A 24,182-nucleotide genomic window follows, 5' to 3' on the forward strand; every position below is an offset into this window, starting at 1 on the left:
AAGGTGGAACTCGGGTTGGCACAACGAGGTGCCGTCAAATTGGAGCAGCCTTAAGATGACCTCGAATCCGGAACAGAGGACGATGCCGGGGCTCGCCCCTGACACGGCTGGGCAGCAGGAGAACCCGGAGCTGGTGAAGAAGCACCTGCTCGAGCAAGCCGTGGAGCTGGCCCCGGATCTGTCTGAGCTGTTGCGCGTCTACTACCGGCACGTTCCCGCGGAAGAACTCGTCGACGAACCGGCCGAGCTCGCCGGTGCGCTGCGCTCGCACCACAGGTTGGCCGAGAACCGCGCTCCTGGGCGTCCGGTGGTGCAAGTCTTCAACCCGACGCGGGAACGCGACGGCTGGCAGAGCCAGTCGACCGTGGTGCAGATCGTCACCGACGACATGCCCTACCTGGTCGACTCGGTCGTCGCCGGACTGGTCCGGCAAGGGGCCCGAGTCCAGCAGGTCGTCCACCCGATCATGGTGGTGCAGCGGGACCTCACCGGGGTGCTGCACGAGGTGCTTCCGGGGGCGGATCCGGCGAAGCCGCCGGAGGGCACGCTGGCCGAGTCCTGGATGTTCATCGAAGTCGACCAGATCGTCGACACGAACCGGCTCAGCCAGCTGGAGGCCGAGCTCTCCGCGGTGCTCAACGACGTCCGCGAAGTCGTGGAAGACGCCGAGCGGATGCGGGAGACCGCGCTTTCCCTGGCCGAGGAGCTGCGCCGGGACCCGCCGAAGGTGCCGCCGGAGGAAGACGTCCGGGACGCCGCGGAACTGCTGCGCTGGCTTTCCTCGGGGCACTTCACCTTCCTCGGCTACAGCCACTACGAGCTGGACGAGGGCAGCGACTCCAAGGTCCACCCGGTGCTCGCTTCCGGGCTCGGGGTGCTGCGCGGGGATGCTGCCGCCAAGCGGAATTTGGCTTCGCTCCCGCTCACCGGTCCGGAGGAGCTGCTCGTGCTCACCCCGGCGAGCGAGCCGTCCACAGTGCCCCGTCCGGTGCATCCTTTCCAAATTGGACTGAAGACTTACGACTCCACCGGGAAGGTCAACGGGGAACACCGCTTCCTCGGCTTGTTCACCACCACCGCGCTGCACGAGAACGTGCTGGACATCCCGTACATCGAACGGCGGGTGCGCGACGTCATCCACGCGGCCGGTTTCCCGCTGGAGTCCTACTCCGGGCAGCGGATGCTGGAGGAGATCCAGAACTACCCGCGCGCCGAGCTGTTCGCCACGGACCCGGCCACCCTGCAGGAGACCATCACCGGTGTGCTGGCCGTCGCGGAGCGCCGGAAGTTGAAGCCGTTCTTGCGCCACGACCCGTACGGGCGGTTCTTCTCCTGCCTGGTCTACCTGCCGCGGGAGCGCTACACGACCACGTCCCGGTTGGCCATGCAGGAAGTGCTGCTGGCCGAGCTCAACGGTACGGGCCTGGAGTACAGCACCAGGGTCGGGGAGTCCGCGCTGGCCCGGGTGCACTTCACGGTGCACACGGATCCGGAGCAGAGCGTCGAGCCCGATCTGGCGCGGATCCAGCGGCGGCTGGAAGAGGCCATCCACACCTGGGACGACCAGATGGTCGAGCAGGTGGACGCGGAATTGTCCGGACGGGAGCAGAAACGCCGGCCCCGGCGCGGCTCGGAGATGGTCAGCCAGCTCGGGCACCGCTACGCGGCGGCGTTCCCGGAGGCGTACAAGGAGGACTTCACCGCTGCCGACGGTCTGACGGACCTGCACCGGCTGCAGAACCTCACCGACGAGAAGAGCCTGCACGTGGCGTTCTACGTGCCCCGGGACGCCAGTTCGGGAGAGCGCCGCTTCAAGATCTACGTGCGCGGCGAGCGGATGACCCTCTCCCAGGTGCTCCCCGTGCTGCAGAGCATGGGCGTGGAGGTCGTGGACGAGCGCCCGTACGAGATCGTCTTCGACGACGACTCCCACTTCTGGATCTACGACTTCGGCCTGCACATCAACCCGCAGGTGCTGGAAGGAGCGGAGGGCGATCCGCAGCTGGACAGCTTGCGGGAGCGCTTCGAGGAGACCTTCCGCGCGGTGTGGCTGGGCGCTGCCGAGGTGGACCGCTTCAACGCCCTGGTGCTGCACGCCGGGCTCACCTGGCGGCAGGCCGCGATGCTGCGGGCGTACGCGAAGTACCTGCGGCAGGTCGGCACCGCCTACAGCCAGGACTACATCGAAGACGCCATCCTGGCGCACCGCACCACCACGGTCTCCCTGGTCCGGCTGTTCGAGACCAGGTTCGACCCGAAGCTGTCCGATGAGGAGCGCAGCAGCGCCGAAGCCGACCTGGTCGCCGAGGTCACCAAGCTGATCGACGAGGTGACCAGCATCGACGCGGACCGGATCCTGCGCAGCTACCTGAACCTGATCCGGGCGACGCTGCGCACCAACTACTTCGTCACCGGTCCCGACGGGCCGCGGCCCTACCTGGCGCTGAAGCTGGAACCCAAGGAGATTCCGGGGCTTCCGGAACCCCGCCCGCAGTACGAGGTGTTCGTGTACTCGCCGCGCACCGAGGGCGTCCACCTGCGGTTCGGCTCCGTCGCCCGCGGCGGGTTGCGCTGGTCGGACCGGCGGGAGGACTTCCGCACCGAGATCCTCGGCCTGGTCAAGGCGCAGGCGGTGAAGAACGCGGTCATCGTGCCGCTGGGCGCCAAGGGCGGGTTCGTGGTGAAGCGGCCGCCCGCCCCCACCGGCGACCCGGTGGTGGACCGGGAGGCGTACCAGCAGGAGGGCATCGCCTGCTACCGGATGTTCATCTCCGGTCTGCTGGACCTGACCGACAACCTGGTCGGCGGCGAGGTCGTCCCGCCGCAGGGCGTCGTCCGGCACGACGGCGACGACACCTACCTGGTGGTGGCGGCCGACAAGGGGACCGCGAAGTTCTCCGACATCGCCAACGAGGTGGCCAAGTCGTACGGGTTCTGGCTCGGCGACGCGTTCGCCTCCGGCGGGTCGGTGGGCTACGACCACAAGGCGATGGGCATCACCGCCCGCGGTGCGTGGGAGAGCGTCAAGCGGCACTTCCGCGAACTGGGCGTGGACGTGCAGTCCCAGGACTTCACCGTCGTCGGCATCGGTGACATGGCGGGGGACGTGTTCGGCAACGGGATGCTGCTCAGCGAGCACATCCGGTTGGTGGCCGCGTTCAACCACATGCACATCTTCATCGACCCCGACCCGGATCCCGCGGTTTCGCACGCCGAGCGCCGGCGCCTGTTCACCATGCCGCGGTCCACTTGGGACGACTACGACCGGTCGAAGATCAGCGAGGGCGGCGGCGTCTGGTCGCGCTCGCTGAAGTCGATCCCGCTGAACCCGCACATCCGGCGGGCGTTGGGGATCGACGAATCCGTGCAGCAGATGACGCCGACGGAGCTGATCAAGGCGATCCTGCTGGCCCCGGTCGACCTGCTGTGGAACGGCGGCATCGGCACCTACGTCAAGGCCAGCTCGGAAACCCACGCGGAAGTGGGCGACAAGTCCAACGACGCCGTTCGGGTCAACGGCAACGAGCTCCGGGTGAAGGTGGTCGGCGAAGGCGGCAACCTCGGGTTCACCCAGCGCGGCCGGATCGAGTTCGCCCGCACCGGCGGGAAGATCAACACCGATGCGCTGGACAACTCGGCCGGTGTCGACTGCTCCGACCACGAGGTGAACATCAAGGTCCTGCTGGACCAGCTGGTCACCGAGGGGAAGCTCACCCAGCAGCGGCGCAACGAACTGCTGGCGGAGATGACCGACGAGGTCGCCGAGCTGGTGCTGCGGGACAACTACCGGCAGAACGCGGTTCTCGGGGTCACCCGGGCGCAGGCCGCGGAACTGCTGCCGGTGCACGCCCGGCAGGTGGCCTACCTGGAGCAGCACGCCGGTTTGGACCGCGAGCTGGAAGTCCTGCCCAGCGCCAAGGAGTTCCGGCAGTTGGAGAAGACCGGGACCGGGCTCAGCTCGCCGGAGCTGGCGACCTTAATGGCGCACGTCAAGCTGGCGTTGAAGAGCGAGCTGCTCAACAGCGACCTGCTGGACGCCGACACGTTCCGCAACCGGCTCGAGGAGTACTTCCCCGAACCGCTGCGGCAGCACTACGCCGAGAACATCGCCCACCACCCGCTGCGGCGGCAGATCACGGCCACCCTGCTGGTCAACGACATGGTGGACCACGCCGGCATCTCCTACGCCTACCGGTTGGCCGAGGAGATCGGTGCTTCCTGCACCGACGCGGTGCGGGCCTTCACCGCGGTGACCAGCATCTTCGATCTGCGGGAGCTGTGGCGGCAGATCGACGAGCTGGACGGCCGGGTGCCCAGTTCGACCGCGGACGAGCTGGTGCTGGAAACCCGCCGGCTGCTGGACCGCGCTTCGCGGTGGATGCTGTCGAACCGGCCGCAGCCGCTCACGATCAGCGCTGCGATCAGCCGGTTCCGGCCGGTGGTGGCGGAGCTGTGCGGCTCGGTGCGCGGGTGGCTGCACGGCCAGGCCGCTCAGGCGGTGGACGAGAAGGTGGAGCGGTGGACCGCGCAGGGCGTTCCCGCGGAGCTCGCCGAACGAGTGGCGGTGCTGCTGGACGCCTACTCGCTGCTGGACATCACCGAGATCGCCGAGCTGGCCGAGCAGGACGGCACGGTGACCGCCGAGCACAGCCCGCAGGAGAGCGCTGAGCTGTACTACCTGCTCTCCGAACACCTCGACGTGGAGCACATGCTGCAGGCGGTCAACGCGCTGCCGCGGGGCGACCGCTGGCACTCGCTGGCGCGGTTGTCCTTGCGGGACGACTTCTACGCGATCCTCCGCGGCATCACCGTCGACGTGCTGAGCACGAGCGATTCGGAGGACGCCCCGGAGCAGAAGATCGCCAAGTGGGAGTCGGCCAACGAGTCGCGGTTGTCGCGGGCGAAGGGAGCGCTGGAGCAGATCCGCGCTTCCGCGCAACTCGACCTGGCCACCCTTTCCGTGGCTGCTCGGCAGATGCGCAATATGGTCAGGTGAGATGTGGGAGGCTTCCGGGGAGCCGGAAGCCTCCCGCTCCCCGGCTGCAGGCAGCACGACGGAAGGAAGCTCAGTGGGCGCGTTCGTAGCCGAGGTGGCCTTGCGCTGGTCCGACATGGATGCGTTCGGCCACGTCAACCACGCCAAGACGATCACCTTGTTGGAGGAAGCGCGCGCGCAGCTGCTGTTCACCGAGGCCCAGCGGCGCGGCCTGCGCGGCATGGCCGAAGGCATGGTGGTCGCCCGAGTGGTGGTCGACTACCACACTCCGCTGGAGTGGTCGGCGCAATCCATCCAAGTGCACATGTCGGTGCGCGAGCTCAAGGCGGCTTCGTTCGTGATGGACTACACCGCCTACGCCCAGGAGGCCGTGGCCTCCGCTGAGACGCTCATGGTGCCGTACGACCTGCAAGCTCGTCGACCGCGCCGGTTGCTGCCGGAAGAGCGCGAGTTCCTGGCCGAGTGGCAACTGGAGCAGGTGACCCCGGAGCGCAGCCGTGCCTGAGTTGCGAATCCCCGATCCGGCGGACCGGGAGGACCTGGGCGCTTTCATCGCCCGCGCGGTGCGGCTGGACCCGCAGACGGTGGTGCGGTTGCGCAACCGGGAAGGCACCGGTCGGGTGGACGTGTGGGCGGCGACCCCGTTCGACGCGCTGTGCACCCGCGCGGTGGAAGGCGAGGTCGAACCGGCGGACATCACCGTTTCCGGCAACGAGCTGCTGGCCACGCTGACCGTGGCCGGTGGTCCGGTGATGGATCCCGGGGCGCCGAAGGACCTGCTGTGGCGTTCTGAACTTCCTCCGGTCCGCGGTTGGCAGCGGATCGACGAGCTGCCGGCCGAAGTGGTCCACGAAGTCGCCGACCGGGGCATCGAGCTGGCCCGGGAGAACCCCGGCCCCAAGGGGACACCGCCGGCGGCGCTGCTGGACCAGGAGGTGTTCACCGTCAGCGGCTCCGGGATGGAAGTGAAGATCCCGCTGCGCTGCCTGTTCGTGCTCTCCGGCATGGGGTTCCTGCTGTCGCAGCCGCCGGCCGGTGAGATCGTCCGGGTCAGCGCCACGGACTCGTGGCTGCGCTTGGACTCCCGGTTCGGCGCGGTGGTCCGGCGCCGCCACGCGCTGCTGCCGCTGCTAGTCTAGCGGGACCGGTCCGCCTTTTCCGCGGTGGCCCGGAAGAGCGGCTCGGTCACTCGGCGGACGGTGTTGCTGACGAGAGCTTCCAGCGGCCCCCGCTGGAAGAACCGGCGCCAAACCACCGCGAACAGGACGGAGAACACCAGGAACAGCTCGGGCATGTAGGTGTTGACGAACGCCACCACGCCCTCCGGCCGGTGCCCGTCCCGGGGGAACGCCGGCATGTCCGGTTCGTCCGGCAGCGCGGGGCCCATGCTGGCCAGTTCCTCCAAGAACTCCGGCGCTCCGCTCAACGTCCAGCCGCCGACCACGATCTGCCAAGCCATGACGATCGCGTGCAGCGCGTAGAGGGTCAGGGCCATCGAGCCCGCGGTGGCCAGCGGTTTGAGCACCCGGCCGGCGCGGTCGGCCAGCAGCAGGCAGACCGCCAGGATCACCACCGCGATCCCTCCCGAGCCCAGCAGCTCGAACGTGCTGCCGCTGTGCGAGATGGTGGCGAGCAGGAACTCGGGGTGCTCCACCGGAACAGTGCCCTCGATCAGCACGTCCGGAACACCACCGACCAGCTGCACCAGCCAGCCGGAAAGCGCGTACGTCGCCGTGGAGACGACGAGGCCCGCCACGCCCAGGCCCCACCGGACCCGGTTGGACCGCAGGTCCATGCGGCCGATGGCCATGCCGGCCAGCACCAGGGCCAGGTAGGAAGCCGCGGGGTAGAAGTCCATCAGCAGCAGGTCGAGCACCCCGGCGTCGGCCAGCAGGTGACCCGGGTCGACCGAGTTGATCGCGTCCACCGCGCCTTGCGCCGCCGGGGTGCGCTCGATCCAACTGCGCAGCACGAACGACAGCTGCGGCCCCAGCACGGCCGCCGTGCCCGCCGCCACCAGCAGTCCGCGGGACCGCAACCCCACGAAGGGCAGGCTCAACAGGAAGTACATCCCGTAGAACGGGATGATCACGGTGAGCAGGAAACCGGTGGCTTCGGTGGCTTTGGCCAGCACGATGCCGATGACCACCAGCAGCGCCGCGCGCACCGCGATCCGCCACCGGGCTTGCCGCAACGCGATCCCGGTGGGCGGCTCCTGCCGGCCGGAGAGCAGTGCCAGCGACACCCCGGCCAGCAGGGTGAACAGCGCCGTGGAACGTCCACTGGAGAACTGGGCCGCCTTGACCTCGGCGAGGCCGTCGACGAACGGAACCCCGAAGTGGATGTTGAACATGCCCAGCACCGCGATGAACCGGGCGATGTCGATGCCGATGAGGCGGTTGCGGGTGGACGGCGCGCGGGAGTCACCGCGGTGGGCAGTAGCGGACATGGTCACGTCATCGAATCCTGGTGGTACTGGATGCGCTCGGCACGTGCTGGTGTCCAGCCTGCCTCAGGCCAACCACACGGCGCTGCCGGGTGGCAGCTCCCCGTCGAGCAGCGGGCGGCTGGACAGCAGCACTTCCCCGGGCGGCACCGGAACGGGCTCATCGGTGGTGTTGAGCGCGCAGGTCAGGTTGGTGTCCTTGCGCCGGAACGCGAAGCAACCCTCCGGGGCGCCGTACCACTCGATCCCGCTGGTGCCGCCGGAGGCGTGCGCGCTGCGGGTCTCCAGGGCGTGCCGGTAGAGCGACAGCGTCGAATCCGGGTCCTCCAGCTGTGCTTCCACGGTGAAATCCGCCCACTCCGGGGGGATGGCCGACCACTCGCCGGCGGCGGGGGAGAAGCCGAACGGCGGCTCGGTGCCCTCCCACGGCATCGGGATCGGCTGCGTGCCCGGGATGCCCAGTTCTTCCCCGTGCCGCAGGCACACCGCGCCGGGCAGGGCGAGCTGCACCAGTGCCATCGCCCGCACCGGGGTGAGAGCTGCTTCGTCGCGGATGCGGTCGCTGCCGTGACTGGCCATCGCCCACGCCGGTCGGGCGCTGCTGCTGCCCAGGATGCGGTCGATCGCGTCCTGCACCTTCTCGGCCTGGAAGCCGGCCACGGCCAGGTCCAGGTTGAAGTGGAGGTGCCAGCGGCCCTTGCCGCTGCCGATCACCACCCGGTCCGGGTAGGCGGCCACCGCGCTGCCGATGGCCCCGGACAGGTCGTCGCGCGGGGCGATGTGGAAGCCGTCTATGCCGAACTCCAGCCACGGCAGGAGGGCTTGTTGCGGGTCGGTCTCGGCGGGGTCGAGGTCCGTCGCCAGCAGCACCCGGATGCCGGCTTCGTGGGCCTCGCCCACCAGGGCGGCGAACGATTCCGTGGCCGGTTCGTTCCGTCCCGTCCCGGCGAGCACGATCGCGTCCACACCGAGCAGTTCCAGGTAGCCCAACCGGGCGCGGAGCCCGTCCAGATCGCCGATCCCGTTCCCGTCCGAGTCGGCGAAGGACCGGACGTCAATCCGGTAGTAAACCGCGTTCAACCACCAAGGATGTTCAACTTGGTTGTTCGCTGAACCGTTGAGGTGCATCTACTTGCCATTCAAAACCAGGAGTTGACCAGGCTGTCGGCAGCCATTTCCAGGTACTGCCAGAGTTTGTCCCGGTGTTCGGGCGCGAGATCGGCCTCGTCCACCGCGATCCGCATGCAGCGCAACCAGGCGTCCCGTTCCGCCGGGCCGATCTTGAACGGTGCGTGCCGCATCCGCAGGCGCGGGTGGCCGCGACGCTCCGAGTAGGTGTGCGGCCCGCCCCAGTACTGCATCAAGAACAGCCGGAGCCGCTCTTCGGCCGGCCCCAGGTCTTCCTCCGGGTAGAGGGGCCGCAGCAGCTCGTCCTTGGCGACCTCTTGGTAGAACCGGGCCACGATCCGGCGAAAGGTCGCTTCGCCGCCGACCTGCTCGTAGAACGTCTCCACGGAAGTCACGCCTCCATCATCTCAATCGGTCCGATCGGACCCGTGCGGCGTTGGCTCAAGCTCTAGTTGAGGTTCACCGGCGGGAGCGGTCGCCCATCGGGGTAAGGGGCTCGGATCCCTTCTTCGTCGAAGGCCTGCTTGATCTCCGCCCGCAGCTTGCGCTGCACCGACCACTGCTTGCCGGGCCGAACCTTCGCAGTCAACCGGAGCATGATCGTGTCCGCAGTGATCTGCTCCACACCGAGCATCTCCGGGTTCTCCAGCACGTCCTTCGACAGGGGTGGCTTGGTGGTGACTTCACTGGCCACGCGGGTCGCCACGTCGATCGCCTGCCGCACGTCGGAGGTGTGCGCGATCGGCAGGTCCACCACCGCCACGGCGTAGCCCTGGCTGAAGTTGCCGACCCGGAGGATCTCGCCGTTGCGGACGTACCACACGGTGCCGTTGAGGTCGCGGATCGTGGTCACCCGCAGCCCCACGGACTCCACGGTGCCGGTGGCTTCACCCAGGTCCACGACGTCGCCGACACCGTACTGGTCCTCGACGAGCATGAACATGCCGGACAGGAAGTCCCGCACGAGGTTCTGCGCGCCGAACGCCACGGCCACACCGACCACACCCGCGGAGGCCAGCACCGGGCCCACTTCCACACCCAGCACCTGCAGCACGTAGACCAGCGCCAGCCCGTAGATGAGGAAGGAGCTCAGCGATTTGAGGATGGAGCCGATGGTGCGGGTGCGCTGCAGGCGCCGCTCGGAGAGCAGGTCGGCGCTGAGGGTTCCGGCCTTGCGCTCGCGCAGGGGCTGCAGCAGTTTCGGCGGCTGGTCCCCGTTGCCCTGCATGAACCGGGTGATCATCCGGTGCACCGCCCAGCGCAGCAGGTACGCGCCGATCAGGATCAGCAGGATGTGCAGTGGCTTGGCGATCAGCAGGTCCGAGTACATCGCGAGCCACTCGTTGCCGGTCCAGTGGAAGACCGTGCCGCACCAGCTGTCGGGGTCGGTCACGCAGTCGGGTTCGCTCAGCATCGACGGCTGGGTCGGTAACGGGGGTCTCATCGGGGGTGTCTCCACACTGTTGTCGGGGGAACAGCAGCCTCCGCGGCGCGGCGCGGGCCCCACCCGCGCCGCGCCGCGGAGGCTCAACCGAGGTTAAGGCCGGTGGCTTCGGCGAGGAACACGAGCTGGTCGGTGACCAGTCCGACGGTCCGGGACACCGAGCGGGCGCCGTGGCCGACTTCGGTCTCCCGGCGGATCAGCACGGGCCGCTTCGCCGGGTCGGAGCTGGTGGCGTGCTGCAGCGCAGCGCACATCTTGCGGGCGTGGTTGGGGTCGACCCGCGTGTCCGATTCGAAGACGGTGAACAGCACCGACGGGTAGGCCGTGCCCTCCTCCACGTGGTGGTAGGGCGAGTAGGACAGCAGCCACTCGAGCTCTTCGGGGTCGTCGGCGGTGCCGTACTCCTCGTTCCAGGTGCGGCCGAGCAGGAACTTCTCGTAGCGCACCATGTCCAGCAGCGGCGCGGAGCACACCACCGCCCGGTAGAGGTCGGGCCGCTGGGTCAGCGCCGCGCCCACCAGCAGACCACCGTTGGAGCCGCCGGAGATGGCCAGCTGGTCGGAGGTGGTCCAGCCGGTGTTGATCAGGTGTTCGGCGGCGGCGTGGAAGTCGTCGAAGGTGTTCTGCTTGTTCTCGCGCATCCCGGCCCGGTGCCACTGCTCGCCCTCTTCGCCACCGCCGCGCAGGGACGGCAGGGCCCAGACCCCGCCGGCGGCGACCCAGGCCAGCGCGGTCGGGGTGTAGCCGGGTTCGCGGGACAGCGAGAACCCGCCGTAGCCGGTGAGCAGCGCCGGGCGTGGGGTGTCGGGGTCCGGTGCCGGGCTCAGCAGGAACATCCGGACCGGGGTGCCGTCCCGCGAGGTGTAGGTGACCTGGCGGGTGTGGATCTCCGGGGTGCGCACGGTGCCGGGGGCCTGCTGGTCCAGCTCGGTCCGCCCGCTGCTGGTGGAGTGGACGTGCACGCACGGCGGGGTGGTGAAGTCGGTCCAGCCGATCCACAGCTTGTCCTCGCTGTGCTCGGTGGCCTCGTCCACGGTGGTGATCGAGGTGACCTGGCCGGTCCCGGGCAGCGGGACGTCGGCCGTGCGCTCCCCGGTGGTCGGGTCGTGCAGGGACAGCTCGGACACGGCGTGCCGGGTGCGCAGCACCACCAGCCGGGGTGAGCCGTCACCGGAGTCGAACCAGCGCACCCCTTCCAGGACCGATTCGGGGTCCTCGGGGATCAGCTCGGTCCAGTTGCGGGGCTCGGGGTTGGCCGGGTCGGCCACGCACAGCCGCCAGCGCGGCGCGTCGAGCGTGGTCAGCACGTACAGGCGGCCGTCCCGCTCGACCCAGGAGGAGACCCGGTAGCCCTCGGAGGTGTCCACCACCTGCCGCAGCTCGGGCAGGTCGGAGCCGGTGGACAGGTCGGCGATCCACATCGAGTCCCGCCGGGCGGTCCCGGGGCTGCCTTCGACCACCAGCCAGCGCCCGTCCCGGGACACGTGGGTGCCGTAGTAGAAGGTGGGGTCCTGGCCTTCGCCGAGGACCAGCAGGTCGTTCCGGTCGGGGTCGCTGCCGACGCGGTGCCGCCACACCCGGCGGTGGAACTGCTCCTCCCCTTCGGGGACGGCTTCGGCGGGCAGCCGCCGCACGTAGAAGAACTCCTCGCCCCCGGGCAGCCAGGAGATGGTGGAGTAGCGGCAGCGGTCGATGGGGCCTTCGAGTATTTCGCCGCTGGTCACGTCCAGCACGTAGAGCTTCGACTCCTCGTCGCCGCCGACGGAGATCTGGTAGGCCAGCCGTTCCCCCTCCAGGCTGGGCGACCAGCTGTCCAGGGTCGTCAGGCCGGACGGGTCGAGCTCGGTGACGTCCAGCAGCGGGCGTTCCGTCCCGTCGGGTTCGCGCACGTGCAGCACCGCGAACTCCTGGCCGGGTTCGCGCCGCATGAAGAAGGCCCGTCCGGCGCGCCACACCGGAGCGGAAACCGATCCGGCGGACAGCAGTGACCGGATCTGCTCCGCCGCGGTCTCCCGGCCGGGCAGGGAGTCGAGCCAGGACCGGGCGAGTTCGTCCTGCTCGGCCGACCAGGCCTGGGTGCGCGGGTCGGCGGGGTCCTCCAGCCACCGGTAGGGGTCGGGGATCCGGCGGCCGTGCAGGTCGTCGACGACGTCCACGCGCTCGGCGGGAGGGTAGTTCATTGGCGTTGGTCGTGCTTCGGTCACGCCCGAGACGATACGTGCACCGCGGAACGGCGGGATGATCTTTCCCCGGTCTGGTCGGTTCGCAGTGGTGAATTGCGCTGAAGAGATCACTCCGCCTCGAGGCGGTTGTTCCCCGACAATGGATTTGCCCGAGCGATGTTGTCGCTCGGCGAACAATTTGCCGCCGCGTAACGCGGCACACGTGCATTCGGGCAGGAGTTTGTGGTCGACTTGGGCCCGAATACCGGTGGAGGTGGTCGCGTGCCCGACCGACATCCGAGACGACAACCGGCAGTGCAGAGCGCTCCCGCAGGGGCAGCGCGGCGAAGTCCTGGTGCTTCGTCGAACGGCACCGGGCAGAGGACCAATGGTCAGAGCCAGACGTCCTGGCGCAAGCGTCGAGTTCTGCTGCTGAACACCACTTTCGAACCGTTGACCGCGTTGCCGCTGCGCCGAGCGATCGTGCTGCTGGTGTGCGGCAAGGCCGAAGTGGTGCACTGCGATTCCGCTGGCATGGTGCTGCATTCGGCCAGTCGGGCGATCGAGGTGCCCTCGGTGATCCGGTTGAGCAGGTTCGTGAAGGTGCCCTACCACAGCAACATCCCCCTGACCAGGGCGGGATTGCTGCTGCGGGACAACTACCGGTGCGTTTACTGCGGCGCCCGGGCGGAGACGATCGATCACGTGGTTCCGCGAAGTCGCGGCGGCACGCACAGCTGGGACAACTGCGTCGCCAGTTGTGCCAAGTGCAATCACCGGAAGGCGGACAAGACGCTGAGCGAGCTGGGGTGGGAGCTGCCGGTGGTGCCTCGTGCGCCTCGGGGGCGGCACTGGCGGTTGCTGGCCCGGCTGTCGGACGCCGATCCGCAGTGGCTGCCTTACCTGGGAAAACCGGCAGCTTGACGGTCAGGAGCTGATGCGCACGCCCTCGTGCTCGGTTCGGCTGCGCGGCCGGCGGCTCCGCGCGCCCAGGCGGGCGCTGATGCGGACGCCGCTCGGCCGGCGGCTGATCCGAACGCCGTGCGACACCAGCGGTTCGTGGATTTCCCGCTGTTCGGAGAAGTCGTTCTGCGCGACGGTTCCTTCTGGATTGGTCATAAAACCTCCCAACAATTCGGACGCACGAGCGGGTTGACGGGTTTTCCGGGTCCGCGGGAGTGGAACGGGGGCTGGGAACTCGGGAACGAGTGGTGAACTCGCTGGGTGACGCAACTTTCTGGCCAGGCTCCGCTCATCGAGGGAAGGTACTCTTTTCGAGCTACTTTAGGTGATGTGCGCTACGCCTGACTAGTCACGTTCAGTAGTGTTTTGTGAACGGTAACCCGGAAGAATCGTTGCCGAAAACCTTTTCGGGTGAATTCGACTTGGATGCGGTGCGTGTTGGGGCGGACACGGAAGATCCGGCGGCGGAGCAACCCCCTGCCGCACCTCGCGGGGAGCGGGCGTACTCACCGCTCACATCGGCTACCGTACTGGCGTGAGTGCCGTGGAAACCATTCTCATGCTGGTGGGCATTCCAGTGGCGGTTGTTGCGATCGTCTCGCTGCTGGTGTTCTGGCCCAGCTTCACCTCCCCCCGGTCCCGGACCAGTGAGGACTGGGAATACGATCCCGTGCTCTGGGTCGCGGACCCCGAACGGCTGATGAGCACGGTGGGGGAAACTGGATCGGAGGCTGCGGCAGCGCAGTCCAACACCGCTCACGGAGGCGCACGTGGCAACTGGTGACATAGCCGAACGGTCCACCGGAGACCGCGAAATGCTCGGCGAGGGCGAGGTGGAGCAGGGGCGCTTGTCCATCGCCCGTCGGGTCGAGGGCAACCGACCTCGCCTGCCGTTCAGCCCGAGCGAGCTCTCCCGAGTGGACGAAGCATTGGGGATCGCCAGCCGGACCACCGGGCTCGAGTTCGCCATCTACCTGGGCGACTTGGGGGAGGACACCCGCAAGACAGCGGAAGAGATCCACGCTTCCCTCGGCGGACGGGCCTCCATCGGCGTGCTGGTGGCGGTTTCGCCGGGACAGCGGCAGCTGGAGATCGTCACCGGAGAAGAGGCGCACCGCCGCATTCCGGACCGCAACTGCCAGCTCGCCGCGATGAGCATGGTCGCCTCCTTCAAGGAAGGCGAGCTGGTCGACGGGTTGGTCAGCGGACTGCAGATGCTCGCCGACGCCGCCGGCACCCAGTTCAGCGGCTCCTGAGCGGTGCACCGGGAAGCAGCCGGCCCGGCCGGGCTTCCCGCATCGAGCACCAGCACTTCCGGCGAGCCGGGGCCGCCCCGGCGGTCCCTGGCCAGCCCGGTCCGGGTTCGCCGGCGCAGGCGGTGCCACGACACGGCCTGCGCCGTTGAGCGGGGACTGGGCTGGCCGCCCCCGGACGGACTCACCGGTGCGGGTGCCGGAGCACCACCCCGGCACCCGCACCGAACCGTCAGGAGCGGTCGAACTTGCGCGCGTTGAGCGCCCGCGTCACGCTGGCCTGCCCCTCCGAGACCAACCGCCGCAGCGCCGGAGCGTGCTCACCGGCCAACCACTCGTCAGCGGCGGCGATGGTCGACTCCGACACCTCCCACGACGGGAACAAACCGACCACCGTCGGCTGCGCCCGCTCACTGGTGCGGCGCCGCCACACGTCGTCGATCTCGGCGAAGTAGCGCTCCACGTAGGGCACCAGCAGCTCGTGCTGCGCCGGGTGCGCGAAGCCGGCGATGATCGCGTCGTTGAGGGCGTTGGGCAACTGGTCGTCGTGGACCGCCCGCTGCCAGGCGCGCTCCTTGGCCTCCGCGGTGGGGATCAGCGCCCGAGCCCGCTCGGCGCTGCGCTGACCGGCCGCGGTCGGGTCCTTCTCCAACTCCGCGTCGATCTCGGCCTCACCGGCAGCGCCGTGCGCCACCAACGCCTGCAGCAGCCGCCAGCGCAGATCGGTGTCCACCTTCAAGCCGTCCAGCGAAGCCGACCCGTCCAGCCAGCCCCGCAGGACCGCCAGCTTCTCCTCCGACAGCACCGAACCGGCCAGCGCGTTGACGAACGCCAGCTGGTGGTCCGAGCCGGGCTCGGCGGAGTTGGCCAGCTCCAGCAACCGGTCGGTGTAGCGCCGCCACCCTTCGGCCTGCCACTCCGGGTCCGCGTAGGAGGCCAGGGCGGTCTGCGCCTGCAGCAGCACCCGCTGCACGACACCGATCTCGCTCTCCGCGCCGATGCCCCGGTCGCGCTCCGGCCCCACCACGAGGCTGACGAAGTCGCGCGCCTTCAGCTCGGCGTCCCGGGTCATCTCCCACGCGGTGGACCAGCACAGGGCCCGCGGCAGCGCCTCCTGCACGTCGGAGATGCGGTCGATCAGCGTGTTCAGCGACTCGTTGTCGAACCGCAGCGAGCAGTAGGTCAGGTCGTCGTCGTTGACCACCACCAGCTTGCCGCGCGGCACCCCCACCAGGTCGGGCACCTCGGTGCGCTCGCCGTCGACGTCCAGCTCGACCCGGTGCTTGCGGACGAGCTTGCCGTTGTCGTCATCGTCGTAGACACCGATGGCCAACCGGTGGGTGCGCAGCTCACCGGCCCCCGGCTTGGCCGGGCCCTGCAGCACAGCGAACGAGGTGAACTTGCCCTCGGCGTCGGTTTCGAACTCCGGCCGCAGCAGGTTCATGCCGGTGGTCTCCAGCCACTGCGCGCTCCACCAGGACAGGTCGCGGCCCGACGCCTCCTCCAGCGCCTTGAGCAGGTCGTTGAGGGTGGCGTTGCCCCAAGCGTGCCGGTTGAAGTAGACCCGCAGCCCGGACAGGAAGTTCTCCAGGCCGACGTAGGCGACCAGCTGCTTGAGCACCGAAGCGCCCTTGGCGTAGGTGATGCCGTCGAAGTTGACCTCCACGGCCTGCAGGTCCGGGATGTCCGCGGCCACCGGGTGCGTGGAGGGCAGCTGGTCCTGCCGGTACGCCCAGGACTTCTCCACGCTGGCGAACGTGGTCCAGGCGTTCTTGTACTCGGTGGCGCCGGCCTGGGCCAGCACGCTCGCCCAGGTGGCGAACGACTCGTTGAGCCACAGGTCGTTCCACCAGCGCATGGTGACCAGGTCGCCGAACCACATGTGCGCCATCTCGTGCAGCAGGGTTTCGCAGCGCCGCTCGTACATGTAGCCGGTGACCCGGGAGCGGAAGATGTAGTCCTCGCGGAACGTCACGCACCCGGCGTTCTCCATCGCGCCGGCGTTGAACTCCGGCACGAAGCACTGGTCGTACTTGCCGAACGGGTAGGCGACGCCGAACGCCTCGTGGTAGAACTCGAAGCCCTGCTTGGTCTCGGTGAACAGGCGCTCCGCGTCCACGTGCTCGGCGAGCGAAGCCCGGGTGTAGATCCCCAGCGGGATCGGGTCCTGGCCGTCCTCGCCGGGGAACTCGTCGCGCCACTCGGCGTAGGGGCCCGCCACCAGCGCCACCAGGTAGGTGGACATGGGCTTGGTGGTGGCGAAGACATGCCGCTTGGTGCCGTTCGCGGCATCGGTGATCTCGGCGGCGGGCGCGTTGGAGATCACCTTCCAGGAGTCCGGGGCGGTGACGGTGAGCTGGTAGGTGGCCTTCAGATCCGGCTGGTCGAAGCAGGCGAACATCCGCTTGGCGTCAGCGGTCTCGAACTGGCTGTAGAGGTAGACGCCGTTGTCGACCGGGTCGATGAAGCGGTGCAGCCCTTCGCCGGTGTTCATGTACCGGCAGTCGGCGCGGATCACGAGTTCGTTCTCTTCGGCGAGCTCCGGCAGCTTGATGCCGCGCGACTCGTCGTAGTCGGAAATGTCGAGCTCCACACCGTTGAGCACGGCGCTGTGGACGCGGGCGGCGACCAGGTCGATCCAGCTGTCCGCACCGGCCTGGTTGCTGCGGAACCGCACCTTGGTGGTGGAGCCGAAGGTCTCCACTTCCGGCCCACCCGCGCCGTCGGAAAGGTCCAGTTCGATCTCGTAGGACTGGACTTCCAGCAACGCGGCACGCTGCTCGGCTTCTTTGCGGGTGAGGTTCGGCGGGGCCACGGATCACCTCGTTACTCGTCGGGATTGCCTTAACACAGCCCGCTCGCGGGCTTTGCCTTCGCGCAGCATCCAATCACGTTCGGGTACTGGAGGTGCGCCGGCGGTTCCCGGTTCCGGCGTGTCGGCGGGAAGAGAATCGGGCGACGCACAGTTGACATCAATAGCAGGTGCATTGCCGCGCCCGTGCAACCCGAAACCGGGTTTGCGAGTCGCGCGGGATCGTGGTGCACGAAGTGAACTGTGGGAGGTTTGATGACTGCCGCCACCCGGCCCCGGGTCGACTTCTACTTCGACCCCATCTGCCCGTTCGCGTGGGCGACGTCGCGCTGGATCCTCGAGGTCCGCAAGGTTCGGGACATCGACCTGCACTTCCGGGTCATGAGCCTGGCGGTGCTCAACGAGGGCCGCGATCTGCCAGCGGACTACCTGGAGTTGATGAGCAAGGCGTGGGGGCCGGTGCGAGTGGCCATCGCCGCGGCCAAGCACCACGGCGAAGAGGTCCTGGAGCCCCTCTACACCGCGATGGGCACCCGCCTGCACAACAAGGGCATGAAGGACTACGGGCAGGTCATCCGGGAGTCGCTGGCCGAGGTGGGACTGCCGGAGTCGCTGGCCGAGGCCGCCGACAGCACCGAGTACGACGAGGAGCTGCGGGCCAGCCACCACGAGGGGATGGACCCGGTCGGCTACGAGGTGGGCACCCCCACCATCCACGTCGACGGGGTGGCCTTCTTCGGCCCGGTGATCACCCGGGTGCCGCGGGGCGAGGAAGCCGCGAAGATGTTCGACGGGGTGGTCTCGCTGGCCAGCTACCCGTACTTCTTCGAGCTCAAGCGCACCCGCACCGAGTCCCCGCAGCTGGATTGAGCCGAGAGCCGGCACGGCCGGTGATCTGACCGGTACCCGAAGTCCCCGGATTGTGACAGGCTCGTTGTGACGTTGCCTGTTGCAGTCGAGGAGGACTTCATGGCGGCACCCGCTACCGGTCATGTCATCGCCGGGACCCTCGTCGAGGGCGAGGGCCGGCGGATCGACGTGCTCAACCCAGCGACGGAAGAGGTCATCGCCTCGGTTCCTGCGGGCACACCTGCCGATGTGGACGCAGCGGTGGCCGCCGCCCGATCCGCGTTCGAGCAGTGGGCCGCCACACCGCTGGAGCGGCGGATCGAGGTGGCCCGCAGGATCTCCGAGGGGATCGCCCAGCGCCGCGACGAGATCGCGGCAACGGTGACCGCTGAAATGGGGTCGCCGATCAAGTTCGCCACCCAGGTGCACGCCAGCGTCCCGGCCGCCACGTCAGCGGGGATCGTCGAGGTGCTCGAATCCGGTTTCCCCTGGAGCGAAGAGGTCGGCAACTCGCTCGTGGTGCGGGAACCGGTGGGGGTGGTGGCGGCCATCACGCCCTGGAACTACCCGCTGCACCAGGTGGTGGCCAAAGTGGTCCCCGCCCTGGCCGCGGGGTGCACCGTGGTGTTGAAGCCCAGCGAGATCGCCCCGCTCACCGCGCAGCTCTTCGCCAGCGTCCTCGCCGAGGCGGGCGTCCCGGACGGCGTGTTCAACCTCGTGCACGGCACCGGCCCGGAGGTCGGCGAGGCCCTGGCGGCGCACCCGGACGTGGACATGGTGTCGTTCACCGGCTCCACCCGCGCCGGCCGTCGCGTCTCGGAAGTGGCCTCGCAGACGATCAAACGCGTGGCGCTGGAGCTCGGCGGCAAGTCGGCGAACATCATCCTGGACGACGCCGACCTGGTGAAAGCGGTCAAGCTCGGGGTCGCCGGGTGCTTCTCCAACGGCGGCCAGAGCTGCAACGCGCTGAGCCGGATGCTGGTGCCCGAGTCCCACTACGAGCAGGCGCTGGAACTGGCCGCTGCGGCGGTGGCCAAGTACAACGTCGGGGACCCCACCGACGAGACCACCCGCATCGGCCCCATGGTGTCGGCCGCGCAGCGGGACCGCGTCGTCGGCTACATCCACAAGGGGATCGAGGAGGGCGCGAAGCTGGTCGTCGGTGGACCGGAGCGTCCTGAGGGGATCGAGCGCGGGTACTTCGTGCAGCCCACCTTGTTCGCCGACGTCGAACCGGAGATGACGATCGCCCAGGAGGAGATCTTCGGGCCGGTCCTGTCGGTGCTGCCGTACTCCGACGAGGACGAGGCGGTGCGGATCGCCAACGCCACCAACTACGGTTTGGCCGGCGCGGTCTTCGGTTCCGACGAGCGCGCGCTGGCGGTGGCCAAGCGGATGCGCACCGGGCAGGTGGACGTCAACGGCGGGCGGGTCAACCCGAAGGCGCCGTTCGGCGGCTACAAGCAGTCCGGCAACGGCCGCGAGTTCGGCCGGTACGGCCTCGAAGAATTCCTGGAGATCAAGTCGATCCAGCGCTGAGCGAACAGATCGGGAGCGCGGAAGCCGTTCCGGTCGGTCCCCGCGTTCCCGACTACGATCTGCGCGTGCCCCGCGACCTGCACCCGTGGCCGAAGACGGAGACCGGAGCCGTCGCGATCCAGGAGCACCTGCGCTCGCTGGTCCGCGTCGAAGAACCGCCGCAGATCCGCACGGCGGCGGGCCTGGACGTGGCCTACCGCGACGGGGACGACCTCGTCGCGGTGGTGACCGTCCTGGACGTGACGACGCTGTCCGTCGTGGACAGTGCCGTGGTGCGCGGTGAGGCCGAGTTCCCCTACGTGCCGGGCTTGTTCGCGTTCCGCGAAGCGCCGCCGCTGTTGGACGCGCTGGATGAGCTGTCGGTGCGCCCCGACGTCCTGGTGTGCGACGGCCAGGGCCTGGCGCACCCGCGGCGCTTCGGTCTCGCTTGCCATCTGGGTGTGCTGACCGATCTGCCGAGCATCGGGGTGGGCAAGACCGCGATGGGCCGCTACGAGCCACCCGGCGAGGAACGCGGCGACTGGTCACCGCTGCAGCTGGACGGCGAGGTCGTCGGGCGGGCGTTGAGAACGCAGCAGGGCGTGAAGCCGGTGTTCGTGTCGATCGGCCACCGCTTCACCCTCGACGCGGCCTGCGACCTGGTCCTCCGCCTGGCCCCGCGGTACCGCCTCCCGGAGACCACGCGGACCGCGGACCACCTGGGGCGAATGCAGAGCTAGGGCAGTTCAGGACTGTTGGAGGTCTTCTCGGGATTGTTGGACCCAGTAGTTGGTTACGAAGTTGCGGGGTAGGTAGTCGGATTCGACTTCGATGGGGATGCCTTGGTCGTGGGCGACGGCGGCCAGGGCGGTGGGCATGAGGGCGAAGAAGCCGCTCGGTAGGGAGATGCGTTCTTCGTTGGCGGTCCAGAAGCGGCGGTGCAGTTGGAGTGCTTCGTGCAGGTCTTCGTTGAAGGCTTGGGCGTTTCCTGCTGCGAGGTTGAACAGCAGTTTCATCGATGGGTAGTACCGGTGCAGGGCGATTTCTCCCGGTAGTCCTGGGAGCTGTTCGGGGTCGGTGAGTTCGATGCTGCGGTTGATCTTCGGGTAGAGGTCGTCGTCTCCTGTGAAGAAGGCTTTCAGTGCGTCGACCCAGGCGAAGATGTAGTCGTCGAAGTTGCCTTGCAGCAGGTTCGTGGGGTATTCGCAGATGTCTGCGACGAGTCCTTGGGTGCGGCAGATGATGGCTGTGGCGAGTGCGTCCAGCCACATCGCGGGGGTGTGGCTGTGGGTGGGGCCGGTGGCGTCGAGGGTGATGGGGGTGCGCAGCAGGTAGTCGAAGCGGTCTTGGGTGGTGGTGGCTGCTTTGAAGAATGCTGCGCCTGCGCGGGCTGAGATGAGCAGGCTTGAGTACGTGGGGACTTGCTCGGCTGTGGGGTCGATCAGCAGGTGCCACTGCGTGCGCTGGAGCGAGTACCGGGCGATCAGCTCGGTGATGGTGGTCGCCTGGTCAAGGGACTCGAAGAAGTCATTGATGCTCTCCGACAGTGCCGCGATGCGTTCCTCGATGTTCTGCGGTGTGTCGACGTGGCGTGGCACTGCTGTCGTCATCGTGTCTGCACACCTCTTGCTTCGTCTTGTCCGAGAGGTCTCGGGTATTCGGTTGTAGCAGCAATCCGGTGTGTGGCGTGCTGCTGTTGTTCTTTTCCGCTTGCGCGCCTTGTGGAGCGGGAAATCCGTTGTTCAGGAATTCGCGGGTCGTGCGCGGCACCAGCCGGGATGTTCTCCGGAGTGCGCCGTCAGGCCTGACTTGCGCCACTGGGATCGCAGTTCCGGAGGAGTCTGCGCTGGGGAGGCGGTCAGCCCGCGTCTTCCCACAGCACGTTCCCGGCTGTGTCGAAGCCGCGGCGGTGGAGGACACGACCGCCGTCGCTGAACTCGATCTCGCGGACCAGGTTGCCGTCCGGGTTCCAGGTGCGCTGCACGCCGACGGGCACACCCCGCTGGAACTGGCCTTCCGAGCGGAGGCTGCCGTCGTTGTACCACTCCTTCTCCGGTCCGTCCGGCAAGCCGTTGACGTAGGTCGTCCGCGAGACGAGGGTGCCGTCGGGCAGCCGGTCCTCGGTCTCTCCCGTGAACGGCTTCTCCCGGTGCAGCACTGGCCCGTACGGCTCGCTGTCGAGGTCGTCCTCGTCGACCCGGATCACCCGCCATCCTTCACGAGCTTTTTCTTCCATCGTTGGGAACCAGAACGTGAACCCCTGATCCAGCTGCCGCGGATGAGGTGGTGGGGGAGGTAGTCGGATTCGACGTCGATGGTGAGGTCCAGGTCGTGGGCGATGGTGACCATGGCCAGTGGTGCTGCAGCGATGTATCCGACGGGGTTCGTGCGGGCTTTCGAGTCGGCTGTCCAGAAGTCCCGGTGTGCTTCCAGGGTTTCGCGCAGCATCTCGTTGAACCCGGCTTCGTCATTGCTGACCAGTTGCAGGAACAGCAGCAGTTGTGGCCGCGCGATCTGGTTGAGCAGGTCGGGATGGGTCCGCGTTGTGTTTTCCGGGGCCAGCAGGCGAGTGGTTTCCTCGAGCAGGCGAGGAACGTTCTCGTGTTCTCCGCGGAAGTACGCCTGCAGGGCGGCTATCCATGTGTAGATGTAGTCGTCGAAGTTGTCTGATTCGGTGCGGAGCGTGGTCTCGTCGACGTTGCACAGTGCCCGGATGCGGTCGTGGTCGCGACAGATCGTGGCGAACCAGAGAGCGGTCTGCCAACGAGCGGCATTGCTGTAGGTATTGACTCCCGTGGTGGGAATTGACACTCTCTGCTGATCGATCAAGCATTCGACCCGCTCGGTTTCCGCGGTGGCGGCAGCGAAGATCGCTGACGAGACCTGGGTGACGTGGGTGAAGGCGACCCACGTCTCCAGTTTGTCGGCCGGGGGATCGATGGCGCACTGGTTGCCAAGGTGCATGAGCGCGATGTTGAGCAGGGTCCTCAGCCACGAGGCGTCGTCTTCCACGTCGGGGAGGATGCTTTCGAAGCTTTCCGCGAGCCCGGACACTCTCTCCCTGGCGACTGCGGTGTCGATGGGGTGGCGCTCAACGACTGTCATCGCTCATCTCTCCGTTAGGTCGACCAGTTCATTGCCGCGAAGAGCATGCCGGTGCCGTGTGCGGCTGCAGCGGGAGCGTTCTGGGCCCGTTGCCCACGTGGAACCTTTGAAGCTCTCAAGCGGGTCAGGGAACTCGATCGGGTAGTCGGCCACGTCAGGGGGTGAGGTTGATCTCGGTGCCGGGTGTGAGGTCGTGGAGCTGGACTGCGATGGGTCCGCGGATGCGCATGGCTTCGACCGCGTCCTTGGCCTCGAGGTTGTCGAGGCTGACTTCACCTCCGAGCTCGAAGGACTTCAGCGGGATGAGCCGCTCGTTGGGGTCCAGCGCTTCGTTCCGGTCCTGCCAAACTTTGGCGAGGGTGGCTGTCGCGTTGATGTTCGGCCTGCTCAGCAGCCAGGCTGCCCAGTCTTCGAGTGAGTTGCTGATCGGGTAGCTGCGCGCGTTCTCGGGATCGAAGCGGACGATCTCGGAACCGTTCTTGATCGCGAACTGCATGCCGAGGATGTCCTGGCCGAAGCAGAAGAAGTCATCGGCCAATCCTTCGAACGCGTCCTTCCACGCCTCTCCGGAGTTCCAGTAGGACAGTTCCGGGCCGACGCCTTCGCCACCGGAGTGGAAGACCTGGAGGCCGGCGTTGAAGGCGAAGAATCCGTTCATCTCGGACAACAGCTCGGCCAACTCCACGGGCGGCCCGTGCTCGCTGCTGAAGTCAACGGACGCTCTTGGGCCGAGCGGACCACGCGCTCTGTCCAGCAGTTCACGAGTCTTCGTGCCGAGCATGTGGCCTTTCAATGCCGAGTGTTGTTCTGCGCAGCACAAGGGTAGCCACCCTGGCCGCCGGCTATTGCGGGTTTGCGCGAATCGCCGTCGGGATTCAGCGGGCAGCAGACATCCCGCGCTGGATCGAGGGCGAAAGCTGCCGCAGAACGCTGAAGAGAAGCTTCAGCTAAACATCGGTGGCCTTCTTCTCGAACCCAACCTCGCGTTCGTGATCAGCATCAGAGACGTTCTGCAAGGATGGTCGCTTGTAGGGATTCGAAGACTCTCAGGACCCCGCGAGGCGTTGGCGGAACCACTCGGGTGTCCGTTCGTCGCTGCGCGGGAACAGTTCCTGCTCCTTCGCGAAGCTCTCAGCGTCCGCAGTCCATCGTGGCTCGTTGTCCCAGTTGTAGAAGACCTCGTAGGTGCCGGGCTGGCGCATCCTGAAGAACGAGGAGAACCAGGTCCCGTGCCCCTCGCGGTACATGCCGACCCGAAGTCGCCAGAAGATCTTGTCCACTTCCGCAGGCGGCTCCCAGCTGATCGGCTGGCCATTCGAATCCTTCACGCCAACACGGATTTCGACGTGGCGACCGATGCACTTGTACTCGAGTACGATGAGCTCCCAGTTGCCCGGTGCGGATGCGAGCAGCACAGAGGCCAGCTCGTCCAGCAGCTCTTTCTGTCCTTCCGGCCCTAGTCCACCGGGGTGCGTCATCAGTGTTGCTCCTGGGTCGCTCGGTGTG

General features: G+C 67.9%; 21 protein-coding genes. 9 read left to right on the top strand and 12 right to left on the bottom strand.

The window, feature by feature from the left end; translation table 11 throughout:
* The first annotated feature begins 55 nt into the window (after nt 1-55).
* From SREC43747_RS0104400 to SREC43747_RS0104410, 3 genes are all read left to right on the top strand, one after another.
* Complete coding sequence (locus SREC43747_RS0104400) at nt 56-4,996, top strand: NAD-glutamate dehydrogenase (protein ID WP_029719935.1); 4,941 nt, start codon at nt 56-58, stop codon at nt 4,994-4,996.
* A gap of 73 nt (nt 4,997-5,069) precedes the next feature.
* Nucleotides 5,070-5,501, top strand: coding sequence for an acyl-CoA thioesterase (locus tag SREC43747_RS0104405; protein WP_029719936.1), 432 nt, complete (start codon nt 5,070-5,072; stop codon nt 5,499-5,501).
* A complete protein-coding gene (locus SREC43747_RS0104410; protein WP_029719937.1) occupies nt 5,494-6,135 on the top strand; it encodes a DUF8010 domain-containing protein in 642 nt (213 codons plus the stop codon). Before SREC43747_RS0104405 ends, SREC43747_RS0104410 begins: the two co-directional genes overlap by 8 nt.
* Here the strand turns inward: SREC43747_RS0104410 and SREC43747_RS0104415 are convergent.
* The 5 genes from SREC43747_RS0104415 to SREC43747_RS0104435 form a co-directional block, all read right to left on the bottom strand.
* A complete protein-coding gene (locus SREC43747_RS0104415) occupies nt 6,132-7,445 on the bottom strand; it encodes a DUF418 domain-containing protein (protein ID WP_051387696.1) in 1,314 nt (437 codons plus the stop codon). The two genes, SREC43747_RS0104410 and SREC43747_RS0104415, sit on opposite strands and share 4 nt — an antisense overlap.
* 63 nt (nt 7,446-7,508) lie before the next feature.
* Nucleotides 7,509-8,522, bottom strand: coding sequence for an alpha-amylase family glycosyl hydrolase (locus SREC43747_RS0104420; protein WP_236623024.1), 1,014 nt, complete (start codon nt 8,520-8,522; stop codon nt 7,509-7,511).
* A gap of 59 nt (nt 8,523-8,581) precedes the next feature.
* Entirely contained in the window at nt 8,582-8,965 is a 384-nt protein-coding gene (locus SREC43747_RS0104425; protein WP_029719940.1) for a globin, read from the bottom strand.
* A 53-nt stretch (nt 8,966-9,018) separates the two neighbouring features.
* A complete protein-coding gene (locus SREC43747_RS0104430; RefSeq protein ID WP_029719941.1) occupies nt 9,019-10,014 on the bottom strand; it encodes a mechanosensitive ion channel family protein in 996 nt (331 codons plus the stop codon).
* A gap of 83 nt (nt 10,015-10,097) precedes the next feature.
* Nucleotides 10,098-12,194: a prolyl oligopeptidase family serine peptidase gene (locus SREC43747_RS0104435; protein WP_029719942.1), complete on the bottom strand. Its 2,097-nt coding sequence runs from the start codon at nt 12,192-12,194 to the stop codon at nt 10,098-10,100.
* Between the two features lie 225 nt (nt 12,195-12,419).
* On the opposite strand from SREC43747_RS0104435, the gene SREC43747_RS0104440 reads away from it, so the two are divergent.
* Nucleotides 12,420-13,100 carry an HNH endonuclease gene (locus tag SREC43747_RS0104440; protein WP_408005217.1) on the top strand — a complete coding sequence of 227 codons (681 nt, stop codon included), beginning with the start codon at nt 12,420-12,422 and terminating at the stop codon, nt 13,098-13,100.
* Between the two features lie 3 nt (nt 13,101-13,103).
* Here SREC43747_RS0104440 and SREC43747_RS0104445 read toward each other — a convergent pair whose 3' ends face one another.
* Complete coding sequence (locus SREC43747_RS0104445; RefSeq protein ID WP_029719944.1) at nt 13,104-13,295, bottom strand: hypothetical protein; 192 nt, start codon at nt 13,293-13,295, stop codon at nt 13,104-13,106.
* A gap of 379 nt (nt 13,296-13,674) precedes the next feature.
* Here SREC43747_RS0104445 and ctaJ point away from each other — a divergent pair, with 379 nt between their 5' ends.
* Nucleotides 13,675-13,923, top strand: a complete 249-nt coding sequence (gene ctaJ, locus SREC43747_RS0104450) for an aa3-type cytochrome oxidase subunit CtaJ (RefSeq protein WP_029719945.1) — start codon at nt 13,675-13,677, stop codon at nt 13,921-13,923.
* Nucleotides 13,910-14,395 (top strand): DUF5130 family protein, encoded by a 486-nt coding sequence (locus SREC43747_RS0104455; RefSeq protein ID WP_029719946.1) that lies wholly within the window; start codon nt 13,910-13,912, stop codon nt 14,393-14,395. The genes ctaJ and SREC43747_RS0104455 overlap by 14 nt, the downstream gene beginning before the upstream one ends.
* Before the next feature lie 229 nt (nt 14,396-14,624).
* On the opposite strand, the gene pepN is transcribed toward SREC43747_RS0104455, so the two are convergent.
* Nucleotides 14,625-17,207 carry an aminopeptidase N gene (pepN, locus tag SREC43747_RS0104460; RefSeq protein ID WP_029719947.1) on the bottom strand — a complete coding sequence of 861 codons (2,583 nt, stop codon included), beginning with the start codon at nt 17,205-17,207 and terminating at the stop codon, nt 14,625-14,627.
* Nucleotides 17,208-17,459: 252 nt separating this feature from the next.
* On the opposite strand from pepN, the gene SREC43747_RS0104465 reads away from it, so the two are divergent.
* The 3 genes from SREC43747_RS0104465 to SREC43747_RS0104475 all read left to right on the top strand — a co-directional run bounded on the left by SREC43747_RS0104465 (nt 17,460) and on the right by SREC43747_RS0104475 (nt 20,311).
* Complete coding sequence (locus SREC43747_RS0104465) at nt 17,460-18,074, top strand: mycothiol-dependent nitroreductase Rv2466c family protein (RefSeq protein WP_029719948.1); 615 nt, start codon at nt 17,460-17,462, stop codon at nt 18,072-18,074.
* 99 nt (nt 18,075-18,173) lie between these two features.
* Nucleotides 18,174-19,592 (top strand): aldehyde dehydrogenase family protein, encoded by a 1,419-nt coding sequence (locus tag SREC43747_RS0104470; RefSeq protein WP_029719949.1) that lies wholly within the window; start codon nt 18,174-18,176, stop codon nt 19,590-19,592.
* Between the two features lie 65 nt (nt 19,593-19,657).
* Nucleotides 19,658-20,311: an endonuclease V gene (locus SREC43747_RS0104475; protein ID WP_236623026.1), complete on the top strand. Its 654-nt coding sequence runs from the start codon at nt 19,658-19,660 to the stop codon at nt 20,309-20,311.
* A gap of 6 nt (nt 20,312-20,317) precedes the next feature.
* On the opposite strand, the gene SREC43747_RS0104480 is transcribed toward SREC43747_RS0104475, so the two are convergent.
* The 5 genes from SREC43747_RS0104480 to SREC43747_RS0104500 form a co-directional block, all read right to left on the bottom strand.
* Nucleotides 20,318-21,181, bottom strand: a complete 864-nt coding sequence (locus SREC43747_RS0104480) for an immunity 49 family protein (RefSeq protein WP_081722422.1) — start codon at nt 21,179-21,181, stop codon at nt 20,318-20,320.
* 248 nt (nt 21,182-21,429) lie between these two features.
* Nucleotides 21,430-21,777: a toxin-antitoxin system YwqK family antitoxin gene (locus tag SREC43747_RS0104485; protein ID WP_029719952.1), complete on the bottom strand. Its 348-nt coding sequence runs from the start codon at nt 21,775-21,777 to the stop codon at nt 21,430-21,432.
* Nucleotides 21,774-22,676, bottom strand: a complete 903-nt coding sequence (locus SREC43747_RS0104490; RefSeq protein WP_081722423.1) for an immunity 49 family protein — start codon at nt 22,674-22,676, stop codon at nt 21,774-21,776. Before SREC43747_RS0104490 ends, SREC43747_RS0104485 begins: the two co-directional genes overlap by 4 nt.
* 154 nt (nt 22,677-22,830) lie before the next feature.
* Entirely contained in the window at nt 22,831-23,457 is a 627-nt protein-coding gene (locus tag SREC43747_RS0104495) for an SMI1/KNR4 family protein (protein WP_029719954.1), read from the bottom strand.
* A gap of 265 nt (nt 23,458-23,722) precedes the next feature.
* The gene (locus SREC43747_RS0104500; RefSeq protein WP_029719955.1) at nt 23,723-24,154 is read right to left on the bottom strand and encodes a hypothetical protein; all 432 of its coding nucleotides are present in this window, start codon (nt 24,152-24,154) and stop codon (nt 23,723-23,725) included.
* Nucleotides 24,155-24,182: the final 28 nt, after the last annotated feature.

This window comes from Saccharopolyspora rectivirgula DSM 43747 (assembly GCF_000497205.1).
GTDB lineage: Bacteria > Actinomycetota > Actinomycetes > Mycobacteriales > Pseudonocardiaceae > Saccharopolyspora > Saccharopolyspora rectivirgula.

Excerpts from the sequence above, each read along its gene's own strand:
- SREC43747_RS0104400 (WP_029719935.1), top strand. The coding sequence starts at position 56 with ATGACCTCGAATCCGGAACAGAGGACGATGCCGGGGCTCGCCCCTGAC.
- SREC43747_RS0104415 (WP_051387696.1), bottom strand. The coding sequence starts at position 7,445 with ATGTCCGCTACTGCCCACCGCGGTGACTCCCGCGCGCCGTCCACCCGC.
- SREC43747_RS0104430 (WP_029719941.1), bottom strand. The coding sequence starts at position 10,014 with ATGAGACCCCCGTTACCGACCCAGCCGTCGATGCTGAGCGAACCCGAC.
- SREC43747_RS0104435 (WP_029719942.1), bottom strand. The coding sequence starts at position 12,194 with ATGAACTACCCTCCCGCCGAGCGCGTGGACGTCGTCGACGACCTGCAC.
- SREC43747_RS0104445 (WP_029719944.1), bottom strand. The coding sequence starts at position 13,295 with ATGACCAATCCAGAAGGAACCGTCGCGCAGAACGACTTCTCCGAACAG.
- SREC43747_RS0104465 (WP_029719948.1), top strand. The coding sequence starts at position 17,460 with ATGACTGCCGCCACCCGGCCCCGGGTCGACTTCTACTTCGACCCCATC.
- SREC43747_RS0104470 (WP_029719949.1), top strand. The coding sequence starts at position 18,174 with ATGGCGGCACCCGCTACCGGTCATGTCATCGCCGGGACCCTCGTCGAG.
- SREC43747_RS0104480 (WP_081722422.1), bottom strand. The coding sequence starts at position 21,181 with ATGACGACAGCAGTGCCACGCCACGTCGACACACCGCAGAACATCGAG.
- SREC43747_RS0104490 (WP_081722423.1), bottom strand. The coding sequence starts at position 22,676 with ATGACAGTCGTTGAGCGCCACCCCATCGACACCGCAGTCGCCAGGGAG.
- SREC43747_RS0104495 (WP_029719954.1), bottom strand. The coding sequence starts at position 23,457 with ATGCTCGGCACGAAGACTCGTGAACTGCTGGACAGAGCGCGTGGTCCG.
- SREC43747_RS0104500 (WP_029719955.1), bottom strand. The coding sequence starts at position 24,154 with ATGACGCACCCCGGTGGACTAGGGCCGGAAGGACAGAAAGAGCTGCTG.